Origin of the sequence: Actinoallomurus sp. NPDC052308 (genome assembly GCF_040679195.1) — a bacterium.
Taxonomy (GTDB): Bacteria; Actinomycetota; Actinomycetes; order Streptosporangiales; family Streptosporangiaceae; genus Actinoallomurus; species Actinoallomurus liliacearum.
Map to the genome: position 1 here is coordinate 110,575 of NZ_JBFAUM010000004.1, position 14,288 is coordinate 124,862.

Annotated in this window: 13 protein-coding genes; 8 read left to right on the plus strand and 5 right to left on the minus strand. The window is 71.1% G+C overall.

Annotated elements, in window-relative coordinates; genetic code table 11:
• Positions 1-3: 3 nt before the first annotated feature.
• Genes AB0L00_RS15105 through AB0L00_RS15115 form a run of 3 tightly spaced genes read right to left on the minus strand, consistent with a single transcriptional unit; the run spans position 4 to position 2,879 of the window.
• A complete protein-coding gene (locus AB0L00_RS15105; RefSeq protein WP_364433513.1) occupies positions 4-1,548 on the minus strand; it encodes an ABC transporter substrate-binding protein in 1,545 nt (514 codons plus the stop codon).
• 13 nt (positions 1,549-1,561) lie between these two features.
• Entirely contained in the window at positions 1,562-1,933 is a 372-nt protein-coding gene (locus tag AB0L00_RS15110; RefSeq protein ID WP_364433517.1) for a hypothetical protein, read from the minus strand.
• A gap of 13 nt (positions 1,934-1,946) precedes the next feature.
• Positions 1,947-2,879, minus strand: coding sequence for a DUF6772 family protein (locus AB0L00_RS15115; protein WP_364433519.1), 933 nt, complete (start codon positions 2,877-2,879; stop codon positions 1,947-1,949).
• Positions 2,880-3,413: 534 nt separating this feature from the next.
• On the opposite strand from AB0L00_RS15115, the gene AB0L00_RS15120 reads away from it, so the two are divergent.
• From AB0L00_RS15120 to AB0L00_RS15130, 3 genes are all read left to right on the plus strand, one after another.
• Positions 3,414-4,808, plus strand: a complete 1,395-nt coding sequence (locus AB0L00_RS15120) for a hypothetical protein (protein ID WP_364433522.1) — start codon at positions 3,414-3,416, stop codon at positions 4,806-4,808.
• Positions 4,809-4,969: 161 nt separating this feature from the next.
• Positions 4,970-5,668 (plus strand): cupin domain-containing protein, encoded by a 699-nt coding sequence (locus tag AB0L00_RS15125; RefSeq protein WP_364433525.1) that lies wholly within the window; start codon positions 4,970-4,972, stop codon positions 5,666-5,668.
• Positions 5,665-5,934: a hypothetical protein gene (locus tag AB0L00_RS15130; protein WP_364433527.1), complete on the plus strand. Its 270-nt coding sequence runs from the start codon at positions 5,665-5,667 to the stop codon at positions 5,932-5,934. The genes AB0L00_RS15125 and AB0L00_RS15130 overlap by 4 nt, the downstream gene beginning before the upstream one ends.
• On the opposite strand, the gene AB0L00_RS15135 is transcribed toward AB0L00_RS15130, so the two are convergent.
• Positions 5,894-7,117, minus strand: coding sequence for a TetR/AcrR family transcriptional regulator (locus tag AB0L00_RS15135; protein WP_364433530.1), 1,224 nt, complete (start codon positions 7,115-7,117; stop codon positions 5,894-5,896). The genes AB0L00_RS15130 and AB0L00_RS15135 overlap by 41 nt on opposite strands.
• 176 nt (positions 7,118-7,293) lie before the next feature.
• Here AB0L00_RS15135 and AB0L00_RS15140 point away from each other — a divergent pair, with 176 nt between their 5' ends.
• Both AB0L00_RS15140 and AB0L00_RS15145 read left to right on the plus strand, forming a co-directional pair.
• Complete coding sequence (locus AB0L00_RS15140; protein ID WP_364433533.1) at positions 7,294-9,087, plus strand: AMP-dependent synthetase/ligase; 1,794 nt, start codon at positions 7,294-7,296, stop codon at positions 9,085-9,087.
• Positions 9,084-10,220: an acyl-CoA dehydrogenase family protein gene (locus AB0L00_RS15145; RefSeq protein WP_364433536.1), complete on the plus strand. Its 1,137-nt coding sequence runs from the start codon at positions 9,084-9,086 to the stop codon at positions 10,218-10,220. Before AB0L00_RS15140 ends, AB0L00_RS15145 begins: the two co-directional genes overlap by 4 nt.
• A gap of 170 nt (positions 10,221-10,390) precedes the next feature.
• On the opposite strand, the gene AB0L00_RS15150 is transcribed toward AB0L00_RS15145, so the two are convergent.
• Entirely contained in the window at positions 10,391-11,191 is an 801-nt protein-coding gene (locus AB0L00_RS15150; RefSeq protein WP_364433539.1) for a GNAT family N-acetyltransferase, read from the minus strand.
• Between the two features lie 287 nt (positions 11,192-11,478).
• Here AB0L00_RS15150 and AB0L00_RS15155 point away from each other — a divergent pair, with 287 nt between their 5' ends.
• The 3 genes from AB0L00_RS15155 to AB0L00_RS15165 are packed head-to-tail and all read left to right on the plus strand — an operon-like array spanning position 11,479 to position 14,272.
• Positions 11,479-12,711: an ROK family transcriptional regulator gene (locus tag AB0L00_RS15155; RefSeq protein WP_364433542.1), complete on the plus strand. Its 1,233-nt coding sequence runs from the start codon at positions 11,479-11,481 to the stop codon at positions 12,709-12,711.
• Positions 12,708-13,505 carry an ABC transporter permease gene (locus AB0L00_RS15160; protein WP_364433544.1) on the plus strand — a complete coding sequence of 266 codons (798 nt, stop codon included), beginning with the start codon at positions 12,708-12,710 and terminating at the stop codon, positions 13,503-13,505. Before AB0L00_RS15155 ends, AB0L00_RS15160 begins: the two co-directional genes overlap by 4 nt.
• The gene (locus tag AB0L00_RS15165) at positions 13,502-14,272 is read left to right on the plus strand and encodes an ABC transporter ATP-binding protein (RefSeq protein WP_364433547.1); all 771 of its coding nucleotides are present in this window, start codon (positions 13,502-13,504) and stop codon (positions 14,270-14,272) included. The genes AB0L00_RS15160 and AB0L00_RS15165 overlap by 4 nt, the downstream gene beginning before the upstream one ends.
• Positions 14,273-14,288: the final 16 nt, after the last annotated feature.

The window sequence follows — 14,288 nt, forward strand, 5'->3', positions numbered from 1 at the left end:
GTGTCATCGGCGCCCCACCGCCGCGAGGTCGGGCTGGTTGTTCGGGGCCGGGGTGAAGCCGGTGAGCCGGCCCGAGCGCCCGTACCCGGTGACGAGGGTCACGGGGAACAGCCCGACGGCGTCGGACCAGATGACCTTGCACGCCTCGCCGTAGAGAGCGTCGCGGTCGGGGCCGTAGGGGGCCGCCGCGGCGCGGGCGAGGATCTGGTCGAGGGCCGGGTTCTTGTAGCCCATCCGGTGGGCCTTCGACGTGTACAGCCGCCCGACGGTGAACGCGGCGTCGCCCGTGGTCACCGTGTTCGTCTGCAGGTTCATGTCCCAGTCGAGGCTGTTCAGGCGCTCCAGCCACTGGGCCTTCTCGATGCTCTGCGGGCGGACCGTGACCCCGATCTCCGCCCACGAGGAGATCATCGACTCGGCGAGCTCACGGGCGAGCGGACCCGTGGCGTCGAACCACATCATGGAGGTGGTGAAGCCCCTGCCGAGCCCGGCGTCGGCGAGCAGGCGCCTCGCGGCGGCCGGATCGTGCTTCCAGGGCTCCTGCGCGGCGTACCCGGCGACCGTCGACGGGATCGGCGCGCGCATCTGCTGTCCCCCACGGCCGAAGAGCGACCGCACGATCTGCGGCAGGTCGACGGCCTGGCACATCGCCCGGCGGACGTTGGGGTCGTTGAACGGTGGGCGCGAGCAGTTGAACCAGTTGAGGAAGTACGTCCATGAGGGAACGGACTCGACAGTCACGCCGCCCACCCCGGTGACCTCGGGCAACTGGTCCGGCGGGATCGGCCAGAGCAGGTCGACGTCGCCGTTGCGCAGGGCGGTGATCGCCGATGAGGTCTCGGCGATGTACGGCATCGAGATCCCGGGCAGATCGGCCCGGCCGCCCCAGTAACCGTCGAACCGCGCCAGTTCGACGGACGTCGACGGGGTGAACCCGGTGACGCGGAACGGTCCGGAGCCGATCGGACGGCGCTTCTGCTCCGGGTCGGCGACCCGGGCGGCCGGGACGACGAAGAGCAGGGTGAGGTTGACCGGGAGCGAGCCGAGCGGGCCGTCGGTGTGGAAGACCACCGTGCGGTCGTCCCGGGCCTCGGCACCGGTGACCGACGCCCACAGCGGGGTCTGCGCGGACGCGACCGACTTCGTGCGCTTCAGGCAGGCCACGACGTCGGCCGCGGTGACGGGCGTCCCGTCGTGGAACCGGGCGCCGCCGCGCAGCGTGAACACCCACGTGGTGTCGTCCGCACGCTTCCAGCCGCTCGCCAGCCCGGGGACCAGCCGGTCGCCCTGACGCCGGACGAGCGTGTCGAACACCAGACGTTTGACGATCAGTGACGCCTCATCGACCGCCGTCGCGGCGTTGTAGGGATCCAGATCGGTGACCGGCTGGCCGAACGCGGCGCGCAGCGCCCCCTTCGGGGCGCCACCGCCGCCGCTTCCGATGCCGCAGCCCGAGAGGAGCACCGCCGTGGATCCGAGCCCCGCCATGGCGAGGAAGTCCCGGCGCCCGATGCGCGCGCCGGTCTCCGGCCTGTCCGCTCTCCTCATGTCGCCGCCCCGGTCATGCCTTGAGCGCCAGGTAGATCAGGACCTTGACGCCCGCGGCCTCGTCCCGCGAGCCGTCCTCCGGGGCCTGCTCGCCGACGACGGTGCCGCGCAGCCTGAGCCAACCGCCGAAGCCGGCCGCCGGCCAGCTGTGCAGCGGTCCGTCCCCGGGCGTGACGATCTGGTCGACCCCGTCCAGGTCGCACCAGTGCAGGCCGTCGGGGGAGATCTGCGTACGCATGAGAAGACGAGGGGAATGCCCGGTGGAGTCGAGCACGCGCACGAACCAGCGGGCCTCGCCGGCCCAGGCCGCCTCGTAGGGCTCGGTGGTGAACTCGCCGGTCAGCGTCGTGTTGCGCTCGATGACCGCGGTGAGTGACTGTCGCATTGTCGTTCGTTCCTTACCAGTCCACCGAGATCAGCACCGAGTCCAGATAGAGGAAGTTCCGGACATCGGTGTGCGTACGGACGGAGACGTAGAAGTTCAGCAGGTTCTGCAGCGACCCGTACTCCTCGTCGTACGGCGGAACCGGCACATCGGACATGTCGTGGACGACGTCGTTGACCTGGAGCTCGACGTTCTTGCGGGTGCTCGTGTCGATCACCCAGCGCAGGTAGTGCCAGTTGACCTTGGTCGGGACCTCGTTGAAGCACATGTCCTGCTCGCCGAACGGCTTCCAGTCGTCGGGGTTCGGAGCGGTGAAGTCCGCGGTCCGCTCGAGCTTGAGCTTGCCTTCGAAGTGCTCGCGCGGGGTCGGCTCGGGGACGGTGGGATACACCCACTGGTGCCGCACCCGGTGGTCCAGATCGGTGTTCAGGTACCGCACCACGTTGTGGTAGCGCACACCGTCACAGATGTCGGTCGCGACGGTGAACGCGCCGAACTGCTGTTCCGAGGGATGGTTGTTCGCGTCCCACCGCCCGCCCCCGGGCGCGGTCGCGGCGCCGTTCTCGGCCGAGGCCGCCTCGGCCTTGTACGCCAGGTACGTCTCGAACTGCACCTTGCCGCGACCCGACATGGTGAGCCTGCGGATCGCGACTCCGGTGTGCCCGGTGACGGGCCGGGTCGCGACCTTCAGCGCGTACGTGCCCGACATGGCTCCGTGGGTGCCGACGTCGAAGAAGCTGCAGGAACTGAGCTGCGGCGGCCGGAAGTCGGACATGTGCTCGTCGACGGTGTCGAGGTCGCCGTGCTCATCGTGGTTGCCGATCAGCTCGACCCATCCGTGGGTGCCGCTGTTGAAGTCGTCGTGCACGAGGATCCGGCGCAGCGGGTTGAACTTGGCCAGTCTCGGGTCGAGCAGCCGTGGATCGGCATAGGGCGTGGTCGTCAACAGGACGTTCCCTTCGGGCGGACGTTCGCGTAGGGCGGGGTGTGGTCGGAACGGAGGGGATCGGCCGGGGGTCCGGCGGCCGCGTCGACTGCCGGGCGCGCCGAATCGGTGGCGTGGGAGGCGAACATTAACGTTCACGTGATCGTTGAGATCACACCGTACTCGCCGTTTCGGCGATGTCAACGGGTGTTACGAGAAGATTTCGGACATCCGATTCCGCCTGCCGGTCGGTGCCGCCTCCTCCCACCGCCGATCCCAGGACCGGCCGACCCCGGGACCGGCGCGTCCCCGCCGCGAGGGCCCGCCGACGGGCGCGGTCACCGGTTCGACGAGACCGGCGAGCGGGACCGGTCGCCGCTCGCCGCTTCCGCCGCGATGCGACCGCGTACCGCGCGGATTCGGATTTGTCGCGAGAAAGAGCGGGTGGGTCCGGGCGCCGACGCGCATTCCTTCGAGCTGACCGGCGCTTGACTGATATGGGACTTCCCTGTTGTGCTAAACCGGTTTAGTCGCTGATGTCCGAAGGAGTCCCCCGTGCCCGAACTCCCCTCCGCATCCGCTGATGACCGGCCGTCGATGGCCCGCAGGAGATTCCTCGGCGCGACGGCGGGCGCCGCCGCGATCTCCACGCTGCTGAACCCGGCCACGGCGAGCGCCGCGGCCGCGACGCGCACCGGCGTCCCGGCGCCCGCCGACCGCGGCCTACACCGTCCGGTCCGGTTCGGCGTGAACTACGTACCGAGCGAGAACTGGTGGTTCTCCTGGTCGGACTGGAAGCGGGCGTCGATCGCGGCCGACCTCGACGACATCGCCTCCCTGGGGATGGACCACATCCGGATCATGCTTCTCTGGTCGGAGCTCCAGCCCAACGCCACCTACGTGCGCGGTGAGCAGCTCGACCGGCTGGAGGAGCTGCTCGACCTCGCCGACGATCGGCACCTGGACGTCCAGGTGACCGTTCTCAACGGCGCGGTGAGCGGAGTCCTCTTCGTCCCGCCGTACCTCATCGACAACGGCAACGGAAAGATCCGTAACGTCCTGACCGATCCGGTCGCGATCGAGCGAGAGCAGTGGGTGCTCGGCCGGATCGCCGAACGAATCGGGCGGCACCGCCGATTCATGGGCTTCGACCTGTCCAACGAAATTCACTGGTTCGCCATCCCGCTGGGCATGACGGCGACCCAGGCACAGGGCGACGCCTGGCACACCGCCCTGTTCGACACCTGCGAGAAGGTCGCGCCGGGCAGGATCCACGTCTCGGGCATCGACCACTGGCCCTGGCAGAACAACGCCTACTGGACCCGCCACGGACTCGCGACCGCCGGCACGATGACCGCCAACCACACCTGGGCCGGCTGGACTCAGGTGATCCAGCGATACGGGTCGCTGTCCACCGCGTCCACGCACTACTCCGAGTTCTTCATCGAACTGATCAAGGCGTTCCACACCGACCTCGACCGCAAAGTCTGGATCGAGGAGACCGGAGTGTCGACCGTGTGGATGAACGCGGCCGACATCCCGTCCTGGACCGAGCGCTCGATCCGCTCGATGGCCGACTGCGATCACCTGTTCGGCATCACCTGGTGGGACTCCCACGACCTGAACCCGAAGCTCAGCGGGTACGTCGACCTGGAATACGACCTCGGCCTGTTCACCAACGACCGCAGGATCAAGCCGATCGGCAGGACCATTCGCAAGGTCATCGCCGAGTTCGACGCCCACCCGCCGGCGCCGCGAGTCCGGACGACCGCGCTCGTGCTGCCCGACGACATGATTCCGGCGGCCGACTACGGCGGATTCTTCGAGCCCTTCATGAAGCTCGTCGCCGCGGGCACGCGCCCCGCGGTGGTCCTCCGTAGCCGCAGCGCCGACACCGCCTACCTGGCCGCCCGCGGCATCGAACGACTGGTCACCCTCGACCAGGCGTGAACCCGGCCTCCCCCGCCCGGCCCGTCCCCCCAAGGGGCGGCGACGAGCGGCGGCTCGCCCCAGCCGACGGTCAGGGCCTGCCGCAATGAGTCGATGCCCGCCTGCCCGATGCGCTCGGCGAGGACCGATTCGATGACCGCGATGGTGGCCTGCGCGCGCTCGTGGACACGCCGCCCCTCGTCAGTGGTGCGGATCAGGATCCGACGCGGCCGGACGTTCCGCATGACCATGCCACCAAGTACCGGTCCCGCTCGCTCATCCCGTCCCACTCCCACCCCGACACCTACGAGGTCTTCTACGTCACCGGCGGGGCCGTGCGGGTGTTCGTGGAGGACCTCGCGGGCGAGCAGCACGAGAGGCTGCTGACCTCCGGCGACTTCGGCTTCGTGCCGAAGAACTGCCCGCACGCCTACCGCATCGAACGACACCACTCCGTGATCGTCGGCGTCGCCGCGGGCCCGGGCGGCACGTTCGAGCGGTTCTTCGAGGCCCTGGGCACCCCGGCGGAGGAGCTCGGCCTGCCCGCCGCCGCGCGCGAGGGCAGCCGGCCGCTGGAGCTGGACCTCTGGCTGCCGCGGGAGGCGTCCGGACCGGTTCCGGTCGTCGTCTTCGTGCACGGCGGTGCCTGGCGTACCGGCCTGCGCGAGGATCTCGGGCCCCGGTTCCGCGCCTGGAGTCCCGGCCCCTTCGCCCGCCTCGTCCGGGCCGGTTTCGCCGTCGCGTGTCCCGACTACCGGCTCAGCGGCGAAGCCGTCCATCCCGCCCAGCTCGACGACCTCACCGGCGCCCTGGCGGGGCTGCGCCTGCGCGCGGCGGAACTCGGCCTGGACGCCGACCGGACGGTGCTGTGGGGTCCGTGACTCTGACGGATCCCGTGCTCGCGAGGCGACGCCTGGAGTCCTCCAGGTTCTTCGCACGGCTGCTCAGCGGACAGGCCCGCCGGTCCTACGGGATCCCCGACGGTCCACGACTCGACCTCGCCGCCCAGTTCGTCGTCGGCGGCCTGGCGCAGACGCTGACCGCCTGGCTGTCCGGCACGCTCGCGATGAGCGAGGACGAGCTCGTCGCCGAGTGCGCGCACATCTTCACCGCGCTCGCCGACCGGGAGCCTCGAACGTCCGGCTGACCCCGCCGCCCGACGGTTCCAGGATCGGGCGGAGCAACGCGATGGTCCTCGCCTCGGTCGCCGACGGGCTCGCCGACCGGGCGAGGTCGGTCACCACGTTCAACGCCGCGTGCACGCGGTAGCGGATCGCGGCGGGTTCCTCCTCCGGGCGCAGTTCGGCCACCAGACCGATCCAGGTGTCCACGTGCCGTCGCTGGGCGGCCTGCAGCCGCCGGCGGTCGGCCGGGGCCAGATTCTCCCGCTCGGAGAGGTAGACCCCGGCGAGGTCCGCCTGTTCGAACGTGCTCCTGACATAGATGTCGATCAGCCGGCGCAGCGCCTGGGCCGGCGTGGCGGCGTCGCCCAGCGCCTCGGCGACGGCCTGCTCCAGGCGGCCGGTGGCCCGGTAGTAGGCGGCGGCCAGCAGATCGGTCTTGCTCGCGAAATGGGAGTACACGCTCGAGGCGTTGATTCCGGCGGCCTCCCCGATCTCGGACATGCTGACCCGGTGGTAACCGCGCTCGTGGAACAGGCGTACGGCCTCGACGAGCAGCCGCTCCCGGCGGGGCAGCAGCGCGAACCGGTCCGCGCGGGAATGTGGCGGCGGTGTCCGCCGCGACGGCGCGGGGGGAAGGTTCGTCGTGATCACGGCGGTGGCGCACTCGAGGACGGCGCGTTCGGCTCTGCCCCGGGCCAGGCTCGCCCGGTGGGTGGAGGGACTCGCGATCACGCTGAGCGCCGCGGTGACCAGCGTCGCGGCGTCGCGTCTCGGCAGCCCGGGCCGGGCGCCGCACAGCATCTCGCGCAGCGCGCGCACGGCGTTCGCGAACGGCCCGGCGAGCGCGGCCTGCCGGCCGGAATCGAGGTAGCGGCTCTCCCACTGGTAGAGGCGGGCCATCGTGCGCCGGTCGAAGCTGAAGCGCACCAGCGCCCTCAACGCGGCGTCCAGGCGGTCGGCCGGGGCGTCTCCCTCGGCACCGGCCTCGACGCATTCCGCGAAGTGCGCGCCGAGCTCCTCGACCGCTGCGGCGAGCAGCGTCTGCTTGGTCGGGAAGTGCCGGTATATGGCCGGGCCGGTGATGCCGACCTCCTTGGCGATGTCCTCCAGCGCGACGTTGTGGTAACCGCGGGCGCAGAAGCGCTCCGCGGCGATGAGGGCGATCGCCGCCTTGCGGTCCTTCGGCCTTCGGCGCTGACTCGGCATGAGGCGAGTGTAACGACCGACGCAAGAACGAAATCGTCGCCTCGCGCGGCGCTCAAATGCTTCTACCTGGGGAGACGACGAATTAAGTAAGTGGTCGTTCGGGTCATCTATTGACACTGAACCTCGTTCGGGTCTGTGATGGGTTCGCGCGGAGCACCCGGTGAAGGGAGCGACGGATGATCACGGCTGCCGACGTGGACGCGGCGATGGGGGCGCAGACGGTCCCCCGGCTGCTGCGGCGCAACGCCACCGAGTACGGCGACCTCCCCGCCATCACCGGAGCGGACGGGCGCACCTGGACCTGGCAGCGGCTGGGCGACCAGGTCCTGGCCGTGGCGAGCGGGCTGCGCGCGCTCGGGCTGCGGCGCGGCGACCGGATGCTCATCGACATGTCCAGCCGCCCGGAGCACTGGGTCGTCGACTTCGCCGCGGCCGAGCTCGGCGCCATCCCGTGCACCACGTACGCCACGCTGAGTCCTGAGCAGATTCGTCACATCGCACGGCACAGCGCCGCGACGGTCGTGGTCCTGGAGGGCGCCGCCGAGCTGGACCGGTGGAAGTCGGCGCTGGCCGCGATGCCCTGGCTGAAGGCGGTCGTCGTGCTCGAGGGCGCCCGTGATCGCCTCATCCCCTACGCCGAACTGGCGGCGACGCCTCGTGCGGCGGACGTCTCCGAACGGGTCGAGCCGGATGACCCCGTGGCGATGATCTACACCTCCGGCACGACCGGCGACCCGAAGGGCGTGGTGCTCTCCCACCGCAACGTGCTCTACCAGTGCGCCGCGCAGCAGCTGATGCAGCCCGGTCCCCGCCATCCGCGGCAGGTCGCCTACCTCCCGCTGGCGCATGTGGCCGAGCGGGTGCTCGGCATGTACCTGCCGGTCTACACCGCGGGGCACGTGACGATCTGCCAGGACGCCGGCCGGCTTCCCGAGATGCTGAGAACGGTGCGGCCGCACGGGTTCTTCGGTGTGCCACGCGTGTGGGAGAAGTTCGCCGCAGGCGTCCAGCACCAGTTGTCCGGCCTGGACAAGGGGACGCGAGCCGTGATCGAGCGGGCCCGCGAGCTCGCCGGCGAGGTGTACCGGATCCGGGCCGACGGCGGAGACCTGCCCGGAGAACTCGCCCGAGCGCACGCGGAGGCCGACCGGACGGTGCTCCGCCCGCTGCGGGAACGGCTCGGGCTCGCCGAGGCGATCCGCACGGGCAGCGGATCCGCTCCGATCTCGGCCGAGGCGCTGGAGTTCTTCGGCGGTCTCGGCCTGACGATCACCGAGGTGTGGGGCCTGTCCGAGACCACGGGAGCGGCGACCACCACCTACCCCGACCGTTACCGGCCGGGCACCGTCGGCCTGCCCCTGCCGGGGATGGAGGTACGCCTGGCCGCCGACGGTGAGATCGAGGTCCGCGGACCACTGGTGTTCCTCGGCTACCTGCGGCCGGACGGGCGGATCGAATCCCCCGTGGACTCCGACGGCTGGCTGGCCACCGGCGACCTCGGCGCGTTCGACGCCGACGGCATGCTGCGGATCACCGGCCGCAAGAAGGAGCTGATCATCACCTCCAGCGGCAAGAACATCGCCCCGAGCGTCGCGGAGTCCCTGCTGTGCGGACACCCGCTGATCGGCCACGCCGTGGTGATCGGCGATCGCCGCCCGTACGTGACGGCGCTGCTGGTGCTGGACGAGGAGGCCGCGCCGGCCTGGGCCGAGGCGCGAGGTCTGGCGACGATGGACCTCGCGACGCTCGCCGCCGACCCGCTGATCCGCCGGGAACTCACCGCCGCGGTCCAGCGGGCCAACGGCGTGCTGTCCCGGCCCGAACAGATCAAGGCGTTCCGCGTGCTCGGCCACCCATGGGGTCCGGACAGCGGGGAACTCACGCCGACGCTCAAGCTCAAGCGACGCGTGATCGAAGAGCGATACGCCTCCGAGATCGACGAGCTCTACGCGGAAGGGCGAACCTCATGATCTTGACCGATGAGCAGCGCGACTTCGTCGCCGCCGTCGAGGACCTCTGCCGGCGCGAGGTCGGTACCCGGGAGAAGTGGCTCGAGCACACCGACGGCGGCCGCGCGCCGCACAGCGCGAAACTGTACGAGAAGATGGCCGACCTGGGCTGGCTCGGGATCGCCGTGCCGGAGGAGTACGGCGGCGCGGGTCAGGGCATGACCGACCTGGTCCTGTTCCTGGAGACCACCGGCTACTGGCAGGCGCCGATCGGCGGATTCGCCACCTCCGCGATCACCGCGGCGTCGTACGAGCGGTTCGGCACCGAGGAGCAGAAACGCCGGGTGCTCGGCGACTTCCTGCGCGGCGAGGTGCTGGCGGTGTCGATGTCCGAGCCGGGCGCCGGCTCGGACGTGGGCGCACTGACCTGCAAGGCCGAACAGCGTGCCGGCGGATGGGTGATCAACGGTCAGAAGACCTGGTGCTCCAACGCCCACATCGCCGAGCACGTCCTGCTCGTCGCGCGCACGTCGAACTCAGGCGACAAGCACGATGGCCTGACCATGTTCTCCGTCCCCGCCGGCGTCGAGGGGCTGGCCGTCCACGGCATCGAGACGATGGGCGGGCGCGAGGTCAACGACCTGTACTTCACCGACTGCCTCCTCCCGGAGGACGCCGTCGTCGGAGAGGTCGGCCAGGGCTGGCGGCAGCTGATGGCGGGGCTGAACCTCGAACGGATGATCCTGGCGGCGATGATGCTCGGCACCGCGCGCCGGGCCTTCGACGACACGGTGTCCTACGTACGCGAACGCCGGCAGTTCGGCCGGCCGGTGGGCAGCTTCCAGGCGCTGCGGCACCGGCTCGCCGACCACGCGACCGAGCTGGAGTGCACGCGGCTGCTGGTCCACGACGTCGCCCGCAGGATCGACGCGGAACCGGGCCGGATGTTCCCCCGGGAGGCGTCCATGGCCAAGCTCAAGGCCACCGAGTTCGCCAAGGCCATGGCGCTGGACGGCATGCAGATGATGGGCGGCTACGGCTACGCGACCGAGTACGGCATGGAACGTCTGCTGCGGTCCACCGTCGTGTCGACCGTGTACGGCGGGACCAGCGAGATCCAGCGCGACATCATCGGCAAGACCTTCGGGCTGTGAAGGTGACGCCGCACGCCCGCACGGCGCACGACGCCGTCGACGGTGCGCCTCCGCGCCCGTCGCGTCCGGCCGGGCCGGTACCGCCTTGTCGAGCCCCGCCCCGGAGGCTGACCGTCGCAGGGGGACGGACACAGCCGAGGGCATCCCGCGGTGGCCGCCCGCGCTCCCGCTCACTCGGACGTGAGGTCGTCCGGCACCCGGACGGCGAGGAAGGGCGTGGTGCGGCGCAGCCGGAAGCCGAGCGCCTCGTAGAGGCGAATGGCGTTGGTATTGCTCGCGGCCGCGTGCATGAACGGCGTCTCGCCGCGCCGGCGAATGCCGTCGGCGACCGCCCGCACCAGCCTGGTGGCCAGGCCCTGCCTCTGGTGGGCGGCGTCGGTGCACACCGCGCTGATCTCGGTCCACCCCGGAGGACGCAACCGCTCACCGGCCATCGCGACCAGTCTCCCGTCCCGCCGGATGCCGAGGTAGGCGCCGAGCTCGATGGTCCGTGGCAGGAACGGTCCGGGCTTGGTGCGTTCGGTCAGAGCCAGCATCTCGGGCACGTCGGCCGCTGTGAGCCGGACGGCCCCGTCATCGGGCGCCTCATCGAGGCCGTCGTCGACCAGCTGAACGCCGGCGATGCGGGCCTCCACGTCCCAGCCGCGCGGCGGCGCCTCCACTCCGGCGAGGGAGACCAGCGCGCCAGGTCCGGCGAGGGCGGCGGCATCGCGCCAATCCTGGTCGGTAGGCCGCACCGGAAGCGCGAGGAAGGGGGAGACGTCGGTCGGATAGCGCACGACGTCGCCGCGGCGCTCGCCGAAACGCGTGTGCGGACCGGTCAACGAGGCGAGCACGGGATTGTCGAGCGGATGCGGGGACTCGACTCCGGTCGGTGGCGGCACGGCCCCGGCGTCGCCCGGACGATCGGCGGTGGGGATGCTCACTGTGCGGGCCTCCATGACGGTCGTGGCGGGCGGGGACGTACTCATCCCTGTCAATGTCTACCGGATGAATAGGGATTCCGTCAGGGGGCCACCGACCCAGGCGAAGGTCGTGTGAGCCGTCGGGCCAGGCGCAGCCGGGCTCCGGCCGCTCAGGGTCGAGGACGACGGCGCCGGCCGCGACGCCGATGGGGCCGAGCGAGAGGAGGCTGCGGCCGGCCACATCGCCCCTTCTCACCAGGCCCTTCACCGGGCATTTCACGGCCGACCGGGGGCGGCGCGGGTTTTTTCCGGAGTATTGACATAAAACCTACCAGGTATGCAGACTTTGCCGCGTGAACGCCGCAACGCGACAAGGGAGCCCGCTCGTCCGGCTCCGGCGCGGGCACCAGGAGCTGGTGCTCGGCCTGCTGCGCGCGCACGGCCCGCTCAGCCGGGGCGAGCTCGGCAAGCGTTGCGGGCTGTCCCGCACGACGCTGTACGACATCCTCGCCGGGTTGCTCGCGGACGGCGTCGTGGTCACGCGGGAGGCCGGACCCGGCATCGGGGCGGACGCGACGCCGCGCCGACGCGGGCGGCCGGCCGAGACGCTGGCCCTCAACCCCGCCGCCGGCCAGGCCATCGGCATCGACTTCGCCCGGCGCGCCGTGCACGTCGCCGCCGTCAACGTGGCGCATGAGATCGTCGGCTCGGCCGGCGAACCCCACCCGGCGGACCTGCCATGGCCCGAGCGCGTGACCATCGCGGCGCGTCTCATCGGCACGCTCACCGGCGGCCCGCTGCGGCTGAGCACACTGACCGCGATGGGCGTGGGCATCGTGGGTCCGGTGGTCGGGCCGCCGGACGAGACCGCCGGTTCCCCACCCCTGGAGAACCTGCTGCGCGAGCGCTTCGGCATGCCGGTGCTGGTGGACAACAACACCCGGCTGGCCGCGCTCGCCGAGTCGATCTGGGGCGCGGCCGCCGACCACCAGGACGTGCTGTACCTGCGGCTCTCCCACGGCGTCGGCGGTGGCCTCGTCACCGGCGGGTCGCTGCACCGCGGCGCGTACGGGCTGTCGGGCGAGTTCGGGCACATCCCGGTCCACCCGGCCGACGGGGCTCGCTGCGAATGCGGCGGCGTCGGATGCCTGGAGACCGTGGCCTCGGTCAATGCCGTGCTCGCCACCTACCGGGCGGCGGGCGGTCAGGCCGAAGACCTGCCGGACCTGGCGGCCGCGGTCCAGGCCGGTGACACGCTCGCACTCGGTGTGCTCCGGGAGGTCGGCGCCCTGATCGGCACGGTTCTGGCCGGACTCAGCAACGCGATCGGCCCCGAGGTGATCGTGGTCGGCGGCGAGCTCACCCGGCTGGGCGCGCCGCTCATCGAGCCGATCGAGGAGGCACTGGCCGCACACGTCATGCGCATCTCCCGGCACCGGGTCGGCCTGCGCCGGGCGACGCTCGGCGACGCGGGCGGCGCCCTCGGCGGCATCGCCCTCGTGCTCCATGAGTCCCCACTGCTATCCCGGTACCCGGCGGAGCCGGATCCGGAGGAGAGACCGATGAACCATTCGAGGCGACCATGACCGTGGTCGCGCCCCCCGCCGAACGGCAGGCCACCCGGCGCACCCGCCGTTCCCCCCGTACGCTCCTGCTCGGCCTGGCGGCGGTCCTGTTCGGGCTGCTGGTGTGGACGCTTCTTGCTCTGGCCGGCGTCCAGTCGCTGCCGAACCCGCTCCAGGTGGCCGCGAAAGCGGGCCGGTTGATCGCCGACGGCACACTGCTCCAGGACGCGCTGGCCAGCCTGCGCCGGGTCCTGCTCGGCTTCGCCCTCGGCACCCTGCTGGCCGTCCCGGTCGGGTTCCTCATGGGCTGGTACCCTACGGCGCGCGCCCTGCTGGAGCCATACATCCAGTTCTTCCGCACCATCCCGCCCCTGGCGCTCATCCCGCTGGCGGTCGTGCTGCTGGGTATCGGCGAGGTCCCCAAGATCTTCGTCATCTTCCTGGCGGCGTTCCTGTCCAGCGTGGTGGCGACCCTGCAGGGCGTCGTCGACGTGGACCGCACGCTGATCAACGCCGCGCGGGTGCTCGGGGCGTCCGACCGCACCATCTTCCTCAAGGTCGTCATCCCGGCCTCGACGCCGTTCATCCTGGTCGGGATGCGGGTCGGGCTCGGCTCGGCCTGGGGCACGCTCGTCGCCGCGGAGCTGATCGCGGCCACGCAGGGCCTGGGCTACCGCATGCAGCAGGCCCAGCTCTACTACGACCTTCCGACGATCTTCGTGGGGCTGATCACGATCGGCGTCCTCGGGCTGGCGATGGACCGGCTCCTGCTGCTCGCCGAGCGACGCCTCACCGGCTGGCAGGAGCGCCGTTGACCGCCAAGATCTCCTTCCGGGAGGTCGTCAAGACCTACCCGATGAAGGACACCACCTTCACCGCGCTCGACCGGGTCTCCCTCGACGTGGCCGACCAGGAGTTCGTCACCGTCGTCGGGCCGTCGGGCTGTGGGAAGAGCACGCTGCTGAACATGGCCGCCGGCCTCGCCGAGCCCACCGCGGGCGAGGTCCTGGTGGACGGCGTGCCGGTCACCGGACCGGGGCCGGACCGGGGGGTCATCTTCCAGCAGTACGCGTTGTTCCCGTGGCTGACGGTGCGCGGGAACGTCGAGTTCGGACTCAAGCTGACCGGCCTGCCGGCCGAGGAGCGCAGGCGGCGCGCCGAACAGGCGATCGAGCTCGTCGGGCTGTCCGACTTCGCCGACGCGCTGCCCAAGACCCTGTCCGGTGGGATGCGGCAGCGCTGCGCGATCGCCCGCGCGTACGCGGTGGACCCGCAGGTGCTGCTCATGGACGAGCCGTTCGGCGCCCTCGACGCGCTGACCCGCGTACAACTGCAGGACCAGTTGCTGCACACCTGGAGCCGCATGCGGCGCACGGTCATGTTCATCACGCACGACGTCGATGAGGCCGTCTACCTCGCCGGGCGCGTGGTCGTCATGGCGTCCCGGCCGGGCCGCGTCCACACGGTCGTCGATGTGGACCTCCCCTATCCGCGGACCGAGGAGATGCGGTTCTCCCCCGAGTTCGGCCGGATCCGCAACGCGGTCTGGCACTCCGTCTATCACCAGGCGCCCGCCGCCTGACCTTCCGGGAAAGGAC